Below are 20,332 nucleotides of genomic sequence, written 5' to 3'. Positions count from 1 at the left end.
CTGGAGCTCCACTGATGATTCAATCCTCGCTGCTGTCCGACATACCATCGATTGCACACGGCTTCGGCCATCGGCAGATGCTCACGCCCGAGGTGCTTGTCGAGTTCGAATCAGCGCGACCGAAAAAACAGCAGGAGCACGGCACGCGCATTGTCACGGTCAGCACGCCGGACCAGGCGTGCGGACGTGCGGACGGATTTCTGACCGACCGGCCCGGCATTCCCGTATCGATTGTCACGGCAGACTGCCTGCCGATTCTGTTCGCCCACCGCAGCGGGCGCTATATCGGCGCTCTGCACGCCGGCTGGCGTGGCCTGCTGGATGGCATTGTCGAGGCGATGCTGGCGAAAATCATGGTCCAGCACTGGGGCGATCTTTCCGAGTGGGCGGCAGTGGTCGGGCCGGCCGCCGGCCACCAGGCCTATGAGGTCAGCGAGGCGCTGGTCAATCGGTTCAGGGCGGCTCTGGCGGTGCCGGAGGCGGTCATGTCGCCGCGTTCGTGCCATCTGGCGCTCGGCGCCATCGCCTGTCACAAGCTCGAGGCGGCAGGGGTGGGGGAGATTGTCCATCTTGATCAGTGCACGATCACTACGCTGGTCGACGGCAGTACCGGGCCGCTGGACGGTTCTGACCCGGGGGCCTATCGATTTCAGAGTCATCGGCGCCATACGCTGACCCATCCCGACCCCGAGCAGCGGCCCAAACTGCCCAATCAGCATTCGGGGCTCGTAATCCTGCCCTGAACCCGGATGTTTCACGTGAAACAATGCCGCTGTTCTTGAGGACTTCAAAACGACGAGCCAGGGGTGGTCAGAAAGGCCGTTTCTTCCAGCGTACTGGTACGGCCCAGAGTGTCATTACGATGCGGGTAGCGGCCAAAGCGCTCGAGAATCGCCAGGTGGCGATGCTCCACGTCGAGGTGGCGTTCAAGCCCGGGCTGATCGAACAGCCGCACGGCGTCTCGATGAATGACCAGGGATTCACTGTGCATCCAGGGCATGTAGAGAAAGGGGCGCTCCCTGAGCGACAGCCGTCGGTCACAGCACAGGCGCACGGCTTCCTGAGCCAGCACCAGCGCCTGCGGGTCATGGGAGAAGGCGCGTGGATCATTGCGATACACGTTGCGAGAAAACTGGTCGATGACGATGATCTCGGCCAGGCGTCCGCGGTCGCTGTTACGCCAGTGAGAAAGTTCGCCCTGGCGTGCTGCCGCCAGCAGCGCGCCAAAGCGTGCGGCAATGGTGTTGTCCAGAGCCTCATCGCGTCGAAACCACTGCCCGGGCGTCAGTTCCTCAAACCAGAAGGTGAGGACGTCATCGCTGTCGTGACGATGCGTCATGGTCCGTGGACCCCTTGCCGGTGGTCAGCGGCTGACCGGTGGCCAGTGACATCATGAAGCGCTTGACCGGCCCCATGCGGTCCGCCCCTCTTAACCCTCTTTCTGCCAGCGTGCGCAAGGGGGCAAACGGCAGGGTGAAAAGATGGTGAAGCTGCTCGACACCGGTCAGCATGGCAGCGTTGCGCGGCCACTGGCGGCGCTGATAGCGGCTCAGCGCCTGGTCGTTGCCCGGATCACTTTCATGCTCAAGGGCCTCGGCCAGCGAGACCACATCGGCCAGTCCCAGATTGATGCCCTGGCCGGCCATGGGGTGAATGACGTGGGCAGCGTCGCCGATCAGTGCCACACGCTTGCCCACGTAGCGCTGGGCATGAAGACGGCGAATCGGGAAACGGCCGCGCTCGATGATGGCCTCGATCTGTCCAAGGCGTGTTGGGAAGGCCTCGATGATGGCCGCACGCAGCGTGTCATCACTCATGCTCATGCGCTTTTGAATCTGTCCCGGACGGTCATACCAGATAAGGGAGGCCTGTCGGTCATGCAGCGGCAGCAGGGCGACCGGGCCGTCGGGCGTAAAGATCTGCCAGGTGGTGTGACCCGGTGATTCGGTCAGGCGCACGTTGATGATCATGGCCTCCTGGGCGTAGTCGCGTTGCTGGCTGCTGATACCGGCCAGATGGCGCACATGAGAGCGCGCGCCGTCGGCGCCGATGACCAGGCGGATGTCCAGCGCCCGACCATCATCGAGCAGACCGTCAACGTGGTCGTCATGGCGCTGAAGCGATGACAGACGTGCTTCGCTGATGAGGGTGACCTGCGCCATCGTGGTCAGCGTCTGCCACAGCGCCGCCCGCAGGCGGTCATTTTCAACAAAGACGCCAAAACGGGGGAGGTTGATGTCCTCGGCGCTGAAGCTCAGCGCATCCGGTGCGTCGCGGCTGCCGGCTTCGAGTCGATTGAAGTCGGTGAGAAAGCGCGCCGGCAGATGCGCCATGACGCCGGCCTCTTTCAGCAGATTCAGCGCCGCGCTATTGAGCGAGGTGGTGCGAAGCTGCAGCGCATCATCAGGCATTTTGGGGGCATGGTCACCGTCGAGCACCGTGATGGTGAACGTGGTGTGCGTCGCCAGGCGGGCAGCCATGGCCAGCCCTGCAATGCCGCCGCCGACAATGACGATGTCGGATTTGATCGTGCTGGTGTCTGTCATGGTTGCGCCATCCGTGTAAATAATGCCGTATGAAGTCAAGGCTCAAGTATAAACGACGCCTGCCGACCTCGCGTGGAGCGTGCGCGTCGGTGCCGCAAGCCGTTACTGACGGCCGTTACTGACCAGAGGCGGTCATGGCCGGATCATCGGAGAGCAGCCGATTGGCAAAATCGAGCAGCGAATCGGCAATCACGACGTCGTCGGGGCGGTCGAGCTGGTCCAGATCTCCCCGGGTGATTTCCCCCTTGCCGGTCAGCACCAGCGCCGTTCTGCATCCCGCGGTCTGGCCGGCCTGCAGATCGCGCAGGCTGTCGCCGACCATCCAGGCCTCATCCAGGCACTCGAGCCGGCACAGATCGCGAATCTGATACAAGAGCCCCGGTTTGGGCTTGCGGGTGTCACTGTCATCCTCCGGGCCATGGGGGGAGTAGACGACATGATCAATCTTCCCACCGGCCGCCTCGACCTCGCGATGCATTCGCGCATGCATCGCCTCAAGGGTCTCTTCGGTGAAGTAACCGCGCGCAATGCCGGACTGATTGGTGGCCACCGCCAGCGTCCAGCCGGCCTGATGCAGGCGGGCAATGGCTTCCAGTGCCTGGGGGAAGGCCAGCCACTGCTCGGGGCTTTTGATGAACTCGATGGAATCCTCGTTAATCACGCCATCCCGGTCGAGAATAATCAGTCCTGCACTCATGTCGTCACTCTCTGCAATGATCCCCGAAATCGGGTGTTGGTGTGAAATCGCGAGGGTCTCCGACACTGCGTTCACAGTTGGTTTCTGGACGCCCTGCAATGACTACATTACATTGAATCAAATTCTTTTTTCGGAGTTCACCATGAAAAAGCCTGTTTCGATGCTTGGCGCGGCGCTCATCACGGCCGGCATGCTGGCCGCCCCAATGGCCATGGCCGGCAGTCAGGGCACTTCGCAGGGCCAGCAGCAGGCACCTGCGCAGATGCAGCAGCCCCAGCCCGTTGAGTCTGGCACACTGTCAAAGCAGTACAAGGATGACGAACTGCGCTCGTTTCTGGACGTCAATCGCGACATGATTCCGGTCATCAAGAACCTCTCCACTCAGGACGTGCAGGACCAGCAGCAGGCGCAGTCGTTGATGCAGGAGTTCCAGAGCAAGACGGAAGATTCCCTCAAGGAGCATGACCTGTCCGTGCAGCAGTATCAGCAGATCGGTACTGACGCCTCGCGTGACAAGGCACTGGAAAAGCGCTTGATCGATATGGACCCGCAGCTCTACAAGCAGCTTCAGTCCATGCAGTCGCAGGCGCAACAGCAGCCGCCGGCACAGTAACGCTTGATACCCCTGCGGGGTAGTACGTTGCAGCAGGGGAAGTAAAAAGCCGGCCCGCCATTTGGCGGGCCGGCTTTTTTGAGCCTGATTCACGGCTTTTTGAGTCCGGTCCAGACCATGAATCGATTACGCCGGCAGGCGGGCCTCATGGCGATGCCCGCGCCACCAGATCGCAAGCCCCACAAGACTTGTGATCACCCCGAAGGCCGTGACCCCGGTCCAGCCGCTGTGACCGTAAAGCCAGGCCGAGGCCAGCGAGCCGGTGGCCCCGCCCAGAAAGTAGCTCACCATATAGGCGGCATTGAGACGGTTACGGGCGTTCGGGTCGATGCGATAGACCATGTTGAGATTGGTGATGTGGACCAGCTGCACAGCGATATCCAGTACCAGCACGCCGATGATGATCGCCACCAGGGAATGTTCGGCCCGAAACAGCGGCAGCCATCCCAGCAACAGCAGGACAAGCCCCGACGTGGTGGTCAGCCGCGCCCGCCCGCGGTCTACCTGACGGCCGGCCCAGGGGGCGACCAGGGCCCCCGCCGCGCCCAGAAGCCCCAGAAGGCCGATGGTGGCGTCACTGAACTGCCAGGGCGGCGCCGAAAGTAGAAAGGCGACCGGTGTCCAGAAGGCGGCAAACAGCATAAAGGTCAACGCCCCCAGCGCAGCGCGCAGGCGCAGCGCTGGATGCGTTGCCAGCAGTGTGCCGACCGAGCGAATCAATGCTGCATAGCCAAGTCCTGCATGGGTGTTGAGCCTGGGCAGGGCACGCCAGAGCAGCAGGGTCGTGATCAGCATCAGTACAGCGGCCACCATGTAGACCAGCCGCCAGTTGCCCAGTGTCGAAAGCGCTCCTGCAAAGGTGCGCGCCAGCAGGATACCGATCAGAAGGCCACTCATGACGGTGCCCACGGCGCGACCGCGCTGTTCCGGAGCGGCAAGCGTTGCCGCAAAGGGCACCAGCACCTGAGCGACCACCGAGAAAACGCCGGTAATGGCAGTGCCCAGCAGCAGCACGGCGAGATTGGTGGAAAGGGCGCTGACCACCAGACCCGCGGTGGCCAGCAGCATCATGGTGACCACCAGCCGGCGCCGCTCGATCATGTCGCCCAGCGGTACCAGCAGTAAAAGCCCGGCGGCGTAACCCAGCTGCGCGGTGGTCACGATAATGCCGGCCCCCGACCAGCTCAGATCGAGCTGTTGGGCAATGGTGTGTAACAGCGGCTGAGCATAGTAGTTGCTGGCCACCGAGATGCCGGTGGCCACGGCCATCAAGAGCAGCAAGGGGGTGGGCAGGCCCCCTGGGGTGTTATCCCGGGATGTCACGGCAAACGCCTCTTTTAGTCGAAACTGAACAGGAGTGGCGCAGTGTGAGCCGGTTTGAATCCGGGCGCAAAAGAAGAATGGGCCGACAATGTCAGCCGCATGGGCTATGACCGCCGGGCATGCTCGGGCAGCGGATAACGCCGGCTTGAGCGCCCGGCCTTCACTACCTGGCCCGGCACCTCATGACCCACCAGATCAGGCAGGGTGCCGGAGACCGCCAGCAGGGCGTCGAGATCCACGCCGGTCTCGACACCCATCTCCTCGAACATGTGAACCAGGTCCTCGGTGCAGACGTTGCCGCTGGCGCCGGGAGCAAACGGACAGCCGCCCAGCCCGCCCAGCGCCGCGTCAAAGCGGGTGACCCCGGCCTGCCAGGCCGCGAAGGCGTTGGCCAGGCCCATGCCGCGGGTGTTGTGCACATGCAGGGTGAGGGCAAGCTCGGGCCAGCGGGTGAGAACCTGCTCACACAGTGCCCTGACCTGCACCGGGTTGGCCATGCCGGTGGTATCGCAAAGCGACACGCCGCCAATGCCCAGCGTCGTCAGCCGCTCAACGATCTCGATCACCCGTAAGGCGGGCACCTCGCCATCAAACGGACAGCCAAAGGCGGTCGAGATCGAGGCGTTAATGAAGACCTCATGGCCACGCGCCCGCTCGACGATCGCTTCAAAGCGCTCAAGCGACTGCCAGGGTGTCATGCGCAGATTCGCCAGACCATGCCCGTCACTGGCCGACATCACCAGGTTGAGTTCATCGGCGCCGGCGGCCAGCGCCCGCTCGGCGCCACGCTCGTTGGGCACCAGCGCCACGTACTCCACGCGCTCATGGCGGGTGATGCCGGCCATTACCTCGGAGGCATCGGCCAGATTGGGAATCGCTTTGGGCGAGGTAAACGAGGTGGCCTCGATTTTTGCCACACCGGTGCGGGAAAGGGCATTGATCAGGGCGATCTTTTCAACCGTGGGCACGAAACGCTGCTCGATCTGCAGACCATCGCGCGGGGCGACTTCCTGAATATAAACGCGCTGGCTCATGTCACGCTCCCTTTTTCGCATGGGGTGATGTCGGCGTGTCGGTGTCATGGAGCACGCCGCGCTCAAACAGCGCCTGCTGGGTGTCGGCATCAATGCCCAGCTCATCAAGCACATCACGCGTATGCTGGCCCAGCCACGGGCCACCGCCCTCGATGCGCCCCGGCGTGCGGCTGAGTTTTGGTATCACACCCGGCACCTTCAGCTGGCGTCCTTCGGCGGTAATGATGGTCTGGATCATCTCGCGGGCCTGATAGTGCGGGTCATTGACGATATCGCGTGCGGTATAGGGAAAGCCCACCGGCACCCCGACAGCGTCCAGCGTGCTCAGCACATGCTCGCGTTCATGACGGGATGTCCAGTCGGCAATGGCGCCATCGATACGCTCGGCGTGGCGCGAGCGGCCATCGTTATGGGCAAGCTCGGGGTCATCGGCCAGATCGGGACGCTCGATCGCCTGCATCAGTCGCCGATAGATGCTGTCACCGTTACCCGCGATCAGCACATGTTCACCGCCCCGGCACGGGTAGGCATTGGACGGCGTGATGCCGGGCAGGGCGCTGCCGCTGGGTTCACGGATCACATCGGCGCCATCGTATTCGGGAATCAGGCTTTCCATCATGGCAAACACCGATTCATACAGTGCGACATCGATGTATTGCCCCTGGCCGCTGGCGTGGCGCTCCTGTAGTGCCAGCAGTGCCCCGATCACGCCATAGAGCGCCGACAGGGAATCGCCCAGACTTACCCCCACGCGCACCGAGCGCTCGCCGGGATGACCGGAGAGGTAGCGCAGACCGCCCATGGCTTCCCCGATGACGCCAAAGCCCGGACGGTCACGGTAGGGGCCGGTCTGGCCGTAGCCGGAGATGCGCACCATGATCAGCCCCGGATTGGCCGCACTCAGCGCCTCCCAGCCCAGCCCCCATTTCTCCAGCGTGCCGGGACGAAAGTTCTCCACCACGATGTCGGCCTCACGGGCCAGCCGGCGCACGATCTCCTGACCCTCCTCGCTTCTCAGATCAAGAGAGAGCGAGCGCTTGTTGCGGGTCTGGACGTGCCACCAGAGCGAGGTGCCCTCCTCGACAATGCGCCAGCGGCGCAGCGGGTCACCGGTGCCGGGCGGCTCGATCTTGATCACGTCAGCGCCGAATTCGCCGAGCAGCTTGGTGGCAAACGGGCCGGCAATCAGCTGGCCCAGCTCCAGTACCTTCAGGCCGGTCAGAGCATGGGGCTGTTCGGTGGCAGAGGTGGCGTCATGGGCTGTCATGGGGTGTCCGCTCCCGGGCATGGTGATGACCATGAGGATGGCCGAGCGGTCCTCGGCGTCACAATTGGGGTTTGACCAAGGCAGTGTTCGCAACCGGCGAAGACAGTGTCAGACTGTCAGGCCGACCGAGCGGATCCCCCATGAAGCGTCTTGATTTTGTCACCCTGCGCCTTTTCGTGGCGATTGCCGACGAGCGCAGCCTGACCCGCGCGGCCCACCGCGAGCATCTGGCCCTGGCAGCGGTCAGCAAGCGCATCAGCGATCTGGAAAATCAGATCGGCATTTCGCTGCTCTATCGCCGCCCGCGAGGGATCGAGCTCACGCCGGCAGGTCACGCCTTTTTGCATCACGCCCGGCTGCTGCTCGAAGGGCTCGCGCGTCTTGACGCCGACATGAGCGAATACAGCGTCGGCATCAAGGGTCATATCCGCCTGCATGCCAACACCTCGTCGGTCATCGAGTTTCTGCCGGATGATCTGGGCGATTTCATGAACCGCTTCCCGCAGATCCGCATCGACATGAAGGAGCGGCTGAGCCATGAAATCGTGACCGCCGTACGCGACGGTCTGGCCGACATCGGCCTCTATGCCGGTCATGTGCCGGCCGAGGGGCTGGATGCCCGGCTGTGGCGCCGCGACCGGCTGGTGCTGGTCGTGCCACAGCAGCATCCACTGGCTGAAATGCCGGCAGTGGCGCTTGAACAGGCCCTCGATAACGACTTTATCGGCCTTGAGCAGGATGCCTCGCTGCAGGCGCTGTTACAGGACGGGGCGCGTCGCTTTGATCGACCGCTGCGCATGCGCATTCAGGTGCGAAGCTTTGAAGGCATCTGTCGCATGATCGATCGTGGCATGGGCATCGGCGTGCTGCCCTGTCGAGCGGTCGAGGCCGAACGCCTCGGGCTTCATCTGGCCACGGTACCGCTGACGGATGGCTGGGCACTGCGCGAACTGCACCTGGTCATGCGCGACTACCACGGCCTGGCCGTGCCTGCCCGTCAGCTGGTGGATCATCTGCTGCGCTGTGGCGAGCGCGACTGCCACGCCGAGTCATCGGGTCAGGGATAGCCGGGCCTGCGACCAACGTCGTGGCGCTTCGCCACTGGCGAAGCCGCGCTTGTTCAATGATCAATATTCAGCTCTGGTGAGCGCTCGCTAGAGTCCCTTCTGGACCCTGTCCGTCGCGCCCGCGACGGGATCACTGCCCGGGAGAGCGTCTCATGAAACCCAGAATGTCCGAGCCCGTTCGAAAGCGTCGTGTCTGGATCGGCTTTATCGTGCTCTTTGTGCTCATCAACCCCTGGTACTTCGCCAGTGACGCCGGCTCGACGCTGGTCATGGGGATTCCGGTGTGGGCACTGACCGTTCTGGGGGCGTCACTTCTGCTGTCGATCTTCATCACCTGGACGATCAGAACCCAGTGGCAGACCGACAGCGACGAGCTTTATGGCTGTGGAAATAAGGGCGGCCGTGGAAAAGACAGCGGCTGTGGAAAACAGAGCGGCGATGGTGGCCATGACCACAGCAGCGGCGTCCGCCGTGGCGAGGAGGTGTAATCATGGAAGTCGAACTGGCGTTCAGCGGCTGGTCAGGCATCCTGGTGCTCGCCCTTTATGGCGCCCTGATGCTGGGGGTGGGCGTGTTTGCCTATCTGCGCAATCGCGGCATGCGCGAAAGCCTGGATGAGTACTACCTGGGCGGGCGCGGCCTTGGGGTGATGGTACTCTTTTTCACCTTCTTTGCCACCCAGTACAGCGGCAATACCGTCATCGGCTATCCGCCGACGGCCTATCGCATGGGCTATCAGTATCTGGTGTCGGTGCCGTTTTTCATCATGATCATTATGGTGTATCTCTTCTTCGCACCCCGTCTTTATGCGCTGGGGCGGCGCTTTTCACTGCTCACGCCGGTGGACTGGATCGAACTGCGCTTTCGCTCCAAAAGCGTCTCGATTCTGGCGGCCATCCTGATGCTCTATGGCCTGGCCAACTATCTGCTCGAGCAGTTCGTGGCGATCGGGCAGGGCGTGTCGGGGCTGACCGGCGGCACCATTCCCTATCAGGTCGGCGTGATCTTTTTCATTGTCATCATGGTGGCCTACAGCTGGCTGGGCGGCATGCGCTCGGTGGCCTACACCGACACCATTCAGGGCATCGCACTGCTGTTCGGGGTGTTTACGCTGTTGATCGGCTCGCTGTATTACTTTGGCGGTCTGCCGTCGGCGGCGGAGTACATGCAGGCCAACTCCCCCGAGAAGCTCAATCCGCCTGACGCCGCCGGGCTGACCCGCTGGTTCAGCCTGCTGGTGCTGGTCGGTATCGGGGCGGCGATCTATCCCCACGCGGTGCAGCGCATCTTCTCGGCGAAAAGCGAGATCACGCTCAAGCGCTCGTTCATTCGCATGGCCTACATGCCGTTTCTGACCGCAGGCGTGGTGTTCACGGTCGGCATCATCGGGATTGCGGCCTTTCCGGGGCTCTCCACGGCGGACTCCGAGCAGCTGGTCGGGATCATGGCCAATGCGCTCGCCAATCAGAACACGTTCTTTTACTGGGCGATGGTGCTGCTGTTCGGGGGCGTGATCGCCGCCATCGTCTCGACGGCCGACTCGGTGCTGCTGACGTTTTCCTCGATCATCTCCAACGACCTGTACGGGCGCTATATCAAGCCCGATGCCAGCGAGTATCAAAAGGTGCTGGCCGGCAAGCTGGTGGGGCTGGTGGCGGTAGCCATTCTGATCGTGATCGCCTGGTATCCGCCGGCCACGCTCTATCAGATTTTCGTGCTCAAGTTCGAGGTGCTCATCCAGGTCGCGCCGGCGCTGATTCTGGGACTCTACTGGACCCGTCTGAACGCTCGTGCCGTGTTTATCGGCATGCTGGCCGGCGCCGTCATGGCCGGTGTGTTCACCTTCATGGGCTATCGGCCGCTGGGCATCTACAGCGGGCTGTGGGGCCTTGTGCTCAATACCACGATCTGTGTGGTTGGCACGCTTCTGGCAGGTGTTGATACCGCCAGCCGCGAACACGCGCGCAAGGTCATCGGCTTCGAGTATTGAGCCGTACGGCGATTCCACAACATCCCGACCACGCGCGTCGGGTGAGGAGCGTGTCATGGCACGGACATTGACCCACAAGCTGATCGAGGATCATCTGATTTCCGGGCACGCACGGCCCGGAGAAGAGATTGCCCTGCGCATTGATCAGGCCCTGTTACAGGATGTGCTGGGCAGTCTGGTCATGCTGGAGCTGGAGGCGATGGGGGTGGAGCGGGTCGTGACCGCGCCCAGCGTTCAGTACATCGACCATGCTCTGGTGCAGGCCGATGGCCTCAACGCCGAGGCCCATCTGTTTCTGGAGCGGGCCTGCCAGCGCCTGGGGGTGATCTATAGCGGTCCGGGCAACGGCATCAGCCATCCGGTGCACATGGAGTACTTCGGCCGTCCCGGCGAGACGCTGGCCGGCTGTGACAGCCATACCACCGCAGCCGGGGCGCTGGGCATGCTGGCACTCGGTGCCGGCGGCATCGAAATCGCTCTGGCGATGGCCGGTGAGCCGCTCTATATCACCATGCCGGAGGTGATGGGGGTGTATCTGGAAGGCACGCTGCCCGACTGGGTCAGCGCTCGCGATGTGGTGCTGGAGCTGCTGCGTCGTCATGGGGTGGCCGGGGCCAAAAACTGCATCCTTGAGTACTACGGCCCGGGACTTGCCGGTCTCTCGGCAATGGATCGACATGTTATGGCCAACATGGGCACCGAGATGGGGGCTACCAGTAGCGTCTTCCCCAGTGATGAGGCGGTGCGCACCTTTTTGAAGGCGCGCGGCCGCGAAGCGGATTTCCGGGCGCTGGCCGCTGATGACGGCTGTCGGTACGACCGCCATGAGCGTATTGATCTCTCAATGCTCGAGCCGCTGATCGCCCGACCTTCAAGTCCGGATAACGTGGTGCCGGTTCGCGAGGCGGCTGGCGAGCCGCTTTATCAGGCCTATATCGGTTCATCGGGCTGTCCGGGCTATCGCGACTTTGCCATCACCGCTGATATCGTGCGCGGTCAGATGGTCGCCCCGGGGGTATCGCTGGACATCAATCCCTCGAGCCGTCAGGTGCTGGCGACCCTGACCCGTGAAGGGTATCTGGGCGATCTGATCCAGGCGGGTGCGCGTCTTCATCAGGCTGGCTGCAATGGCTGTATCGGCATGGGCCAGGCCCCGGCCGCCGGTCGCAACAGCCTGCGTACCGTGCCCCGCAATTTTCCCGGACGCTCCGGCACGCGTGAAGACAGCGTCTTTCTATGCAGCGCCGAAACGGCGGCGGCCTCGGCCTTGACCGGGGTGATCACCGATCCTCGCACGCTGGGGCGTCCGGCGCCGCGTATCGAAGAACCCGGCGAGATGGTGGTCGATCCGCGCATGTTCGTGACCCCCCCCGAGGTCGGCGTGACTCGCCCGGTCATGCTGGCTACCACGCACACGCCAGCCCTGCCAGAGATGGCAGCCCTATCCGCGCGTATTGAAGCGCCGGTGCTGTTGCGGGTTGGCGACAACATCTCCACCGACGACATCATGCCGGCCGGTAACCGCGTGTTGCCGCTGTGGAGTGACGTGCCGGCTTCGGCGGCCTTTACCTTTGAAGCCGTAGACAGTGGCTATGCCGAGCGTGCCGGTGCCGGCTCATCGGGGCATGTCATCGTGGCCGGCCACAATTACGGTCAGGGGTCGAGCCGCGAAAACGCCGCACTGGTACCGCGCTATCTTGGCCTTGAGGTGGTCATCGCCAAAAGCTTTGCGCGGATCCACTGGCAGAATCTGGTGAGTTTTGGCGTGCTGCCGCTGACAGTAAGCGATGACGCCGATCATCAGCGTCTGATGGACAGTCGCGATGTGACGATCGAGTCACCCGGCGAACAGATCGAACGGGGCACCACCGTCGAGGCGTATTTGAGTGACGGGACAACCGTGACGCTTGAGCATCAGCTCAGCGAGCGTCAGCGCGATATCCTGAGAGCAGGCGGGGTCATCAACCATCTGAAGATGAAGCGAGAAGAGACTCGGGTCTGATGTGGAAGGCTTGGGTGGTATGGGGGAGGGGGCGGGTGTTTCACATGAAACACCCGCTTTTTTTGAGGACAGCCCTTGGAGCTGTCTCAGTCCAGCGTTTTCTCAAGCACGACAAAGCGCAGGTCATCGCGCTTTGGCGTCCCAAAGCGCTCATCGCCGTAGGGAAAGGGCAGATACTCACCGGTGCGGTGATAGCCCCGACGCTCATACCAGGCGATCAACTCCAAGCGCACATCGATCACCGTCATACGCAGTCGTTCAAGGCCCAGTTCCTCACGCGTCATCCGTTCAGCCTCTGCCAGCACGGCCTGACCGATGCCATGGCCCTGAAGCCAGGGGCGCACGGCAAACATGCCGAAATAGCCGGCATCCTCGTCACGGGCCACATGGGCACAGGCCACCAGCTCATGGGTGCTGTCCCCCGGGCGCTCGGCGATAATGACATGGCTGTCAGGGCGCTCGATGTCGGCACGCAGCACCTCCGGCGCAATACGTTCACCATCGAGCAGATCCGCCTCGGTGGTCCAGCCGCTACGGCTGGACTCGCCCCGATAGGCGGACGTCACAAGACTCGTCAGCGCTGCCACATCGCTTGAGGTGGCTCGGCGAAAACGGATGGTGCTGCTCATGACTGACCCAGCAACGCGATATCGGCGACTTCGAGGAAAAGTCCCTGAAGACCGGCCAGCAGAGCCAGACGGTTGCGCCTGAGCGCCTCGTCATCGCTCATCACCATGACCTGATCAAAAAACGCATCGACCGGTGCCTTGATGCTGGCCAGCGCGTCCAGCGCACTGGCGTAGTCGCGTCGGGCGATCAGCGGCGCAGTCTCCTCGCGCTTAACGGAAATGGCATCAAACAGTGCCTTTTCAGCCGGCTCGGCAAGGTGAGTGGTATCGACCTCGGCCGGCACGTCGCCGGACTGCTTGGCCAGAATGTTGGCCACACGCTTGTTGGCCGCGGCCAGCGCCTGCGCTTCTTCACGATGGGTGAAGGCGTGCACGGCGCGCAGACGACGCTCGAAATCGAACGGGTGGGTGACGGGGCGGGCCCGCACGGCCAGGTAGGTCTCCGCGCTCATGCCGGCTTCCAGTGCCCAGGCACGGAAACGGTCCAGCATGTAGTCCTGTACTTCATCGACCAGTGCCGTCACATCGGTAACGCTTTCGTGCTGGCCGGCGGCGACGGTCAGGAGCTCGCGCAGATCGAGATCCAGCTCGGCCTTGACCATGATGCTGATCACACCGATGGCAGCGCGACGCAGGGCGAAGGGGTCTCGCGTGCCGGTAGGCCGCTGACCGATGGCAAATATCCCGGTCAGGGTATCAAGACGATCGGCAATGGCCAGGGCCTGGCCGGTCGGCCCGGAGGGTACTTCATCGCCGGCAAAGCGGGGCAGATACTGTTGATAGATGGCGCTGGCAACGGCCTCGTCCTCACCATCAAAGCGCGCGTAGTAGGCGCCCATGATGCCCTGCAGCTCCGGGAACTCGAGCACCATTTCGGTGACCAGATCGCACTTGGCAAGCGTTGCGGCACGACCGGCCTGGTCACTGTTGCCGCCCAGCCTTTCAGCGATGGTCCGCGACAGCACTTCAACCCGGGCGCTCTTGTCGGCCAGCGTCCCCAGCTTTTGCTGGAAGACCACGCTTTTAAGCGGTTCGATGCGAGCCGCCAGCGGTCTTTTGCGATCGGTTTCAAAGAAAAACGCGGCATCGGCCAGGCGCGGACGAATGACGCGCTCATTGCCCTCGATGACCTGACGCGGGTCGCGGCTTTCAATGTTGCTGACAGTGATGAAGGCCGGAATCAGGTTGTCCTGCTCATCAAGCAGGTGGAAGTACTTCTGATTGGCCTTCATCGATGAAATCAGACATTCGGCCGGCACTTCCAGAAAACGCTCGTCAAAGCGCCCGGTCAGCGCCACCGGCCATTCGACCAGGCCCGTGACCTCATCCAGCAGGGTGTCTTCGATCACGGCCGTGGCCCCCAGTGCCCGCGCCTGCTCGCGGACCTGCTCGACGATCATGCTGCGCCGCCTGACCATGTCGACGATCACGTGGCCCGGGGTTTCGAGCTTTTCGACATACTCATCGGCATGAGACAGCTCGATGGGCTGATTGTAATGATAGCGGTGACCGCGGGTGGTACGGCCGGACTCGAGCCCCAGCAGTTCACAGGGGACGACCTCTTCACCGTAGAGCATCACCAGCCAGTGTACCGGCCGCGAGAATTCGACCCGCGAGGCGCCCCAGCGCATGCGCTTGGGGACCGGCAGGGCATCGACGGCGCGACGCACAATGTCAGGCAGCAGTGCCGTGGTGGCCTCACCCGGCTGGGTGTAGCGATGGCCCAGTCGCTCGCCCTTGTCGGTCTCAAGGCGCGAAAGCTCACCCACTTCAAGACCCAGCGAGCCGGCAAAGCCCTGGGCGGCCTTCGTGGGGTTGCCTTCCTTGTCAAAGGCAGCCGCTACAGCCGGACCGAGGCGCTCGATCTGCTGGTCGGGCTGATATTCGGCCAGGCGGGTGATGCTCACGGCCAGGCGGCGCGGGGTAGCCAGCGGCAGCACTTCGCCGTACTGGACACCGGCATCACGCAGGCCGTTTTTGACGCCGAGGGCCAGCGCATCGACCAGCCCGGCCAGGGCGCCGGGCGGCAGCTCTTCACAGCCCAGTTCGATCAGAAGCGTTCGGGTGGATGCCACGGCGTTGTTGGCGGCCATCGTGTTGTCAAAAGCCATCAGATCGCTTCCTTCTGACCGAGAATTTCAGCACGCACTTCAGGCGAGGCCAGCGGGAAACCGGCCGCCTCGCGTGAGGCGTAATAGGCATGGGCCACGTCGCGGGCCAGTGTGCGTACGCGCAGGATATAGCGCTGACGCTCGGTCACCGAGATGGCGTGACGGGCATCGAGCAGGTTGAAGGTGTGCGAGGCCTTGAGCGTTTTTTCATACGCCGGCAGCGGCAGGTTGGCCTCCAGCAGTGCCCTGCAGTCGCGCTCAAGGTGGTCGAAATCGGCAAACAGCGTCGGCACATCGGCGTGCTCGAAGTTATAGGTCGACTGCTCGCGCTCGTTTTGCAGATAGACGTCGCCATAGGTGACCGTCGAGCCGTCGGGCGCGCGGGTCCAGACCAGGTCATAGACGCTGTCGACGTCCTGCAGGTACATGGCGATCCGCTCAAGTCCGTAGGTCAGCTCGCCCATGACCGGGTAGCACTCGATGCCGCCGGCCTGCTGGAAATAGGTGAACTGGGTCACTTCCATGCCGTTGAGCCAGATTTCCCAGCCCAGCCCCCAGGCGCCCAGCGTGGGGGATTCCCAGTTGTCCTCGACAAAGCGGATGTCGTGGACGAGCGGGTCGAGTCCGAGATGGGCCAGCGAGCCCAGATAGAGTTCCTGGAAGTTCTCCGGCGACGGTTTCATCACGACCTGAAACTGGTAGTAATGCTGCAGACGGTTGGGATTTTCCCCGTAGCGACCGTCGGTCGGACGGCGCGAAGGCTGCACATAGGCTGCGTTCCAGGACTCCGGACCGATGGCGCGCAGGAAGGTCGCCGGGTGAAAGGTACCCGCGCCGACCTCCATGTCCAGCGGCTGCATGATGACGCAACCCTGCTGCGCCCAGTACTGTTGCAGGGCCAGAATCAGGCCCTGAAAGGTTTTTACGTCTGGCGTTGACGCATTTGTGGATGAAACCGTCATCGGGGAACCACCGTTGGCCCATGAATTCAATAGCCCACAAGTATACAATCAGCGCCATGCGGGTTATAGGGCTGCGTCGATTCGACGATGCCCATGCCATGGCAGACGAGCCGGATATCCTGTCTCTGGAGCGCTACGCTTGTCACAGGTCGACAGGCGCCTTCGGCGTCGCTGCCTTTTGAATTCAATGCAGGAGTACGTTTCATGATCGTCGTTACCGGCGGGGCCGGCTTTATTGGCGCCAATCTGGTCAAGGCACTCAATGCACGCGGTCGCGAGGATATTGTTGTCGTTGACGACATGACCGAGGGCACAAAATTTCGCAATCTGGCCGACTGTCAGATTCAGGACTATCTCGACAAGGACGACTTCCTTGAGCGGGTCCGACGCGATGCCAGACTGCCGCGGATCGAGGCCATCTTCCATGAGGGCGCCTGCTCGGCCACGACCGAGTGGGATGGCAAGTACATGCTGGAGAACAACTTCGAGTACTCGAAGGTACTGCTCGAGTACTGCCAGACTCACCGGATTCCCTTTCTCTACGCCTCTTCTGCCGCGACCTACGGGGGCAGCGACGTCTTTATCGAGGCGCGCGAGCACGAAAAGCCGCTCAACGTCTACGGCTACTCCAAGCTATTGTTCGATCAGTACGTGCGTGCGCGCTGGGATCAGCTGACCACTCAGGTGGTAGGCTTTCGCTATTTCAACGTCTATGGACCGCGCGAGCAGCACAAGGGGTCGATGGCAAGCGTCGCTTATCATCACTACACCCAGGTCATGAACGGGGAGAACCCAAAGCTGTTCGGGGCGTATGACGGCTATGATGCCGGGATGCAGAGCCGGGATTTCATTCATGTCGATGACGTGGTGGATGTGAACCTGTGGTTTCTCGACCACCCCGACCGGTCCGGCATCTTCAACCTGGGCACCGGGCGCGCCGAACCCTTCAAAACGATTGCCGAGACGGTGATCGAGATGACCGGGCGCGGCGAGATCGAATTTATCGACTTTCCCGAGCACCTCAAGGGGCGCTACCAGAGCTATACCTGCGCGGACATTTCGCGGCTGCGCGAAGCCGGCTACGACCGGGAATTCCGCGGCCTGGCCCAGGGCGTTCAGAACTACATGCACGCGCTGGGCGTGACGGGGAACCAGGGTTCGTGAGTGATCTGTCCCCACGCAGTACCACCGGTGAGCGCATTCTGGTCGTCGGCCCCTCGTGGGTCGGCGACATGGTCATGGCGCAGAGTCTTTTCATCACCCTGAAAAATCATGATCCCGACTGTGTGATCGATGTCATGGGGCCGAAGTGGTCAGCGCCGATGCTTGAGCGCATGCCGCAGGTGCGCCGGGCCATCGTGCTCGAGACCGGCCACGGCCAGACCGGCCTGCGCACGCGCTGGCGGCTGGGGCGTTCACTCAAGGGGGAGTACGATCGGGCGATCGTGCTGCCGCGTTCGCTCAAGTCCGCGCTGGTGCCGTTTTTTGCCGGCATTCCCCGCCGGGTCGGTTTTACCGGCGAGCAGCGCTATGTGCTGCTCACCGAGCGACGTCGGCTCGACAAGGCGGTGCTGGATCAGACCGTCAAGCGCTTTGTCGCGCTGGGGCTACCGGTGGAGGGCACATCGGACGCCATTCCGGAACCGCATCTGCAGGTGGACGCTGCGCGACAGCAGGCGCTGCGGGAGGCACATGGTCTCAATCAGGCGCTGATCGCGATGATGCCCGGCGCCGAATATGGCCCGGCCAAGCAGTGGCCGCTGGCCTATTTTCGTCAGGTCGCCGAGGCGATGATCGAGCGCGGTTATCAGGTGATCGTGCTGGGCGGGCCAAGGGATGTCGACGCGGGGGAAGAGATCGGGCAGGACCTCGAGGGCGTGATCAATCTGTGCGGTCAGACCACGCTGACGGATGCCGTCGATCTGCTGGGGGCCTGTGAACAGGCGGTGAGCAATGACTCCGGGCTGATGCACGTCGCCGCCGCTGTCGGCACCCATGTGCAGGCCATCTATGGCTCCTCCACGCCCAACTACACCCCGCCGTTGACGCAGGCCCGGGATATTCACTGGCTCAACCTGTCATGCTCGCCGTGCTTTGAGCGCACCTGCCCGCTGGGCCATACGCGCTGTCTCAATGATCTGGCGCCGTCGCAGGTCATCGAGACGTTAACCGTTGACTGACCGGGAGCGTCGATTGACCGGCGCCCGGACCGGCAAGTGAGCCGTCGAACGCCTCAGCGGGTCACGGTCAACAGGCGCAGTCCCAGACCGATAAAGACCGTGCCCAGCAGCTGATTCATCCACTGCGTCAGACGCGGCCGGCGGCGTAGCCCGTCGGACAGGCGCGCCGCCCCCAGGATGATGGCCAGCTCAATGGGGATCGCCACGGCCACCGTCAATGTGCCCAGCGCCAGTAGCTGCGCGGCCACCGGACCGGCCTCGGGGCGCACGAACGGGGGCAGAAAGGCCATGAAAAAAAGTGCCGTCTTGGGGTTGAGCAGGTCTACCAGTACGCCCTGTCGAAAGGCGCCCCATGCCCCGATGGCCCGTCCACCTGTGGCAGGCGGCTGAAACTGGCTGCCGGCGCTGCGGATCGCCTGTACACCGAGATAGAACAGATACAGTGCGCCCGCCAGCTTGATGGCGGTAAACGCCGTGGCGGAAGCCATGACAATGGCGGAAAGCCCCAGTGCGGCGGCCAGTACATGCATCATGGCGCCGCACCACAACCCGGCGCCGGCGGCCAGCCCCTCACGCCGACCGCCGCTGGCACTTCGGGCCATGAGATAGAGCATGTCCGGACCCGGCGTCAGATTGATCATTAGCGCCGCGCCCAGAAAAAGCCCCCACCAGGTGATGTCCATGGCCGTCTCCCGTGATGGCCCATCAGGCAGGCCATGGCCTGTTCGTGTCTCAGTCGTGGCGGTTGCTGTCCAGCGCCTGATCGCGGGTGTGGCGCTCAAGAGCCAGTTCGATCAGGCGCGTGACCAGCGCCGGATAGGCCATGCCGCTGGCCTGCCAGAGCTTGGGATACATGCTGATGCGGGTAAACCCGGGAAGCGTGTTGACCTCATTGATGATCACGCGATTGTCCGGCGTCAGAAACACATCCACGCGGGCCAGGCCCGCGCACTCCAGCACTTTGAAGGCCTCCAGCGCGATGCGGCGAATCTCGTCGCTGGCGGTGGCGTCAATATCGGCCGGTACGGCCACGGCGGCCCCGGACTCGCTGATGTATTTGGTGTCGTAGGAGTAAAAGCCGTCATCATTGAGCACGATCTCGCCGCACACGCTGGCCTCGGGGGTGTCGTTACCGAGAATGGCGCACTCGATCTCGCGTCCCTGGATGGCCGATTCCACCAGCACCTTGTGGTCAAAGGAGAGCGCCAGTGCCAGTGCCTTTTGCAGTGACTCGGCGCTGTCCACGCGGCTGACCCCGACCGAAGAGCCCTGGTTGGCCGGCTTGACGAACAGCGGTGTGCCCAGCTGCTCGCACAAAACGTTGAAATCGGCGCTGGCGGCACTCTGGCGGGTGAGGGTGACAAAGGGGGCCACGGCAAGGCCGGCGTCCCGCAGCAACCGCTTGGTGACATCCTTGTCCATGCTCACCGCCGAGCCCAGCACGCCACTGCCGACAAAGGGCAGATTGGCCATGCGCAACAGCCCCTGCAGCGAGCCATCCTCCCCGAGCGTGCCGTGGACAATCGGGAAAATGACGTCGAGCTGTTCCAGCGCTGCCTGACAGTCGGGCTCGATCAGCTGATCACGCGCGCGACCGGGCATGACCGCCAGATCACGCTGTGAGTGATGCAGCGCGATGCGGGCCGGGTCATCGGCATTATCCAGATAGCGGTCGGCATCGTTGACGTGCCACTGCCCCTGCTTGTCGATGCCGATCAGCGTGACGTCAAAGCGCTCGCGGTCCAGCGCATCGACGATATTGCGGGCGGACTGTAGTGACACTTCATGCTCGGCCGATTTGCCGCCAAAGATGACCCCAACCCTGATGTTTCCCATGATCCCTCCCGATAAGCCTTCGTCTTCACTGCGCGCATGATGCCACGTTCAGGCACCGGTGTGCGTGTTCGGCGC

Annotated in this window: 19 protein-coding genes; 8 read left to right on the top strand and 11 right to left on the bottom strand. The window is 63.0% G+C overall.

Going from position 1 to position 20,332, the window contains the following annotated elements; all coding sequences use genetic code 11:
- The first annotated feature begins 14 nt into the window (after positions 1–14).
- Positions 15–743: a polyphenol oxidase family protein gene (locus Q0931_RS13145; protein WP_299260985.1), complete on the top strand. Its 729-nt coding sequence runs from the start codon at positions 15–17 to the stop codon at positions 741–743.
- A gap of 44 nt (positions 744–787) precedes the next feature.
- Here Q0931_RS13145 and Q0931_RS13140 read toward each other — a convergent pair whose 3' ends face one another.
- The 3 genes from Q0931_RS13140 to gmhB all read right to left on the bottom strand — a co-directional run bounded on the left by Q0931_RS13140 (position 788) and on the right by gmhB (position 3,243).
- Positions 788–1,339 carry a DUF924 family protein gene (locus Q0931_RS13140; RefSeq protein ID WP_299260983.1) on the bottom strand — a complete coding sequence of 184 codons (552 nt, stop codon included), beginning with the start codon at positions 1,337–1,339 and terminating at the stop codon, positions 788–790.
- Positions 1,314–2,546: an FAD-dependent monooxygenase gene (locus Q0931_RS13135; protein ID WP_299260980.1), complete on the bottom strand. Its 1,233-nt coding sequence runs from the start codon at positions 2,544–2,546 to the stop codon at positions 1,314–1,316. Before Q0931_RS13135 ends, Q0931_RS13140 begins: the two co-directional genes overlap by 26 nt.
- 115 nt (positions 2,547–2,661) lie before the next feature.
- Positions 2,662–3,243, bottom strand: coding sequence for a D-glycero-beta-D-manno-heptose 1,7-bisphosphate 7-phosphatase (gene gmhB, locus Q0931_RS13130; RefSeq protein WP_299260978.1), 582 nt, complete (start codon positions 3,241–3,243; stop codon positions 2,662–2,664).
- Between the two features lie 142 nt (positions 3,244–3,385).
- Between gmhB and Q0931_RS13125 the strand changes: the two genes are divergently transcribed.
- A complete protein-coding gene (locus tag Q0931_RS13125; RefSeq protein ID WP_299260977.1) occupies positions 3,386–3,856 on the top strand; it encodes a DUF4168 domain-containing protein in 471 nt (156 codons plus the stop codon).
- 126 nt (positions 3,857–3,982) lie between these two features.
- Here Q0931_RS13125 and Q0931_RS13120 read toward each other — a convergent pair whose 3' ends face one another.
- The 3 genes from Q0931_RS13120 to Q0931_RS13110 all read right to left on the bottom strand — a co-directional run bounded on the left by Q0931_RS13120 (position 3,983) and on the right by Q0931_RS13110 (position 7,480).
- The gene (locus Q0931_RS13120) at positions 3,983–5,179 is read right to left on the bottom strand and encodes an MFS transporter (RefSeq protein ID WP_299260975.1); all 1,197 of its coding nucleotides are present in this window, start codon (positions 5,177–5,179) and stop codon (positions 3,983–3,985) included.
- Between the two features lie 104 nt (positions 5,180–5,283).
- Positions 5,284–6,213: a hydroxymethylglutaryl-CoA lyase gene (locus tag Q0931_RS13115; protein WP_299260973.1), complete on the bottom strand. Its 930-nt coding sequence runs from the start codon at positions 6,211–6,213 to the stop codon at positions 5,284–5,286.
- 1 nt (position 6,214) lies between these two features.
- The gene (locus Q0931_RS13110) at positions 6,215–7,480 is read right to left on the bottom strand and encodes a CaiB/BaiF CoA-transferase family protein (RefSeq protein ID WP_299260971.1); all 1,266 of its coding nucleotides are present in this window, start codon (positions 7,478–7,480) and stop codon (positions 6,215–6,217) included.
- A gap of 140 nt (positions 7,481–7,620) precedes the next feature.
- On the opposite strand from Q0931_RS13110, the gene Q0931_RS13105 reads away from it, so the two are divergent.
- From Q0931_RS13105 to Q0931_RS13090, 4 genes are all read left to right on the top strand, one after another.
- Positions 7,621–8,547 carry a LysR family transcriptional regulator gene (locus tag Q0931_RS13105; RefSeq protein WP_299260969.1) on the top strand — a complete coding sequence of 309 codons (927 nt, stop codon included), beginning with the start codon at positions 7,621–7,623 and terminating at the stop codon, positions 8,545–8,547.
- 152 nt (positions 8,548–8,699) lie between these two features.
- On the top strand, positions 8,700–9,035 hold the full coding sequence (locus Q0931_RS13100; RefSeq protein ID WP_299260967.1) for a hypothetical protein: 336 nt from the start codon (positions 8,700–8,702) through the stop codon (positions 9,033–9,035).
- Between the two features lie 2 nt (positions 9,036–9,037).
- The gene (locus Q0931_RS13095; RefSeq protein ID WP_299260965.1) at positions 9,038–10,537 is read left to right on the top strand and encodes a sodium:solute symporter; all 1,500 of its coding nucleotides are present in this window, start codon (positions 9,038–9,040) and stop codon (positions 10,535–10,537) included.
- Between the two features lie 55 nt (positions 10,538–10,592).
- Positions 10,593–12,539, top strand: a complete 1,947-nt coding sequence (locus tag Q0931_RS13090) for an aconitate hydratase (RefSeq protein ID WP_299260963.1) — start codon at positions 10,593–10,595, stop codon at positions 12,537–12,539.
- Positions 12,540–12,625: 86 nt separating this feature from the next.
- On the opposite strand, the gene Q0931_RS13085 is transcribed toward Q0931_RS13090, so the two are convergent.
- From Q0931_RS13085 to glyQ, 3 genes are read right to left on the bottom strand one after another with little or no spacing between them, the layout of a single operon-like run.
- Entirely contained in the window at positions 12,626–13,168 is a 543-nt protein-coding gene (locus tag Q0931_RS13085) for a GNAT family N-acetyltransferase (RefSeq protein ID WP_086900231.1), read from the bottom strand.
- Complete coding sequence (gene glyS, locus Q0931_RS13080; RefSeq protein WP_299260960.1) at positions 13,165–15,279, bottom strand: glycine--tRNA ligase subunit beta; 2,115 nt, start codon at positions 15,277–15,279, stop codon at positions 13,165–13,167. The genes Q0931_RS13085 and glyS overlap by 4 nt, the downstream gene beginning before the upstream one ends.
- Positions 15,279–16,241, bottom strand: a complete 963-nt coding sequence (gene glyQ, locus Q0931_RS13075; RefSeq protein ID WP_299260958.1) for a glycine--tRNA ligase subunit alpha — start codon at positions 16,239–16,241, stop codon at positions 15,279–15,281. Before glyQ ends, glyS begins: the two co-directional genes overlap by 1 nt.
- Positions 16,242–16,445: 204 nt before the next feature.
- Here glyQ and rfaD point away from each other — a divergent pair, with 204 nt between their 5' ends.
- A complete protein-coding gene (gene rfaD, locus Q0931_RS13070) occupies positions 16,446–17,405 on the top strand; it encodes an ADP-glyceromanno-heptose 6-epimerase (protein ID WP_299260956.1) in 960 nt (319 codons plus the stop codon).
- A 5-nt stretch (positions 17,406–17,410) separates the two neighbouring features.
- Positions 17,411–18,421 (top strand): lipopolysaccharide heptosyltransferase II, encoded by a 1,011-nt coding sequence (gene waaF / locus Q0931_RS13065; RefSeq protein ID WP_299261023.1) that lies wholly within the window; start codon positions 17,411–17,413, stop codon positions 18,419–18,421.
- Positions 18,422–18,474: 53 nt separating this feature from the next.
- Here the strand turns inward: waaF and Q0931_RS13060 are convergent, their stop codons facing one another.
- Positions 18,475–19,104, bottom strand: a complete 630-nt coding sequence (locus Q0931_RS13060) for a LysE family translocator (RefSeq protein ID WP_299260954.1) — start codon at positions 19,102–19,104, stop codon at positions 18,475–18,477.
- 49 nt (positions 19,105–19,153) lie between these two features.
- Positions 19,154–20,257 (bottom strand): D-alanine--D-alanine ligase, encoded by a 1,104-nt coding sequence (gene ddlA / locus Q0931_RS13055; RefSeq protein WP_299260952.1) that lies wholly within the window; start codon positions 20,255–20,257, stop codon positions 19,154–19,156.
- Between the last annotated feature and the right edge of the window lie 75 nt (positions 20,258–20,332).

The sequence above is a fragment of the uncultured Kushneria sp. genome (genome assembly GCF_947497025.1).
Classification (GTDB): domain Bacteria; phylum Pseudomonadota; class Gammaproteobacteria; order Pseudomonadales; family Halomonadaceae; genus Kushneria.
Note: the sequence above shows the minus strand (reverse complement) of the source record. Positions and strands in the feature narration are given on the sequence as shown.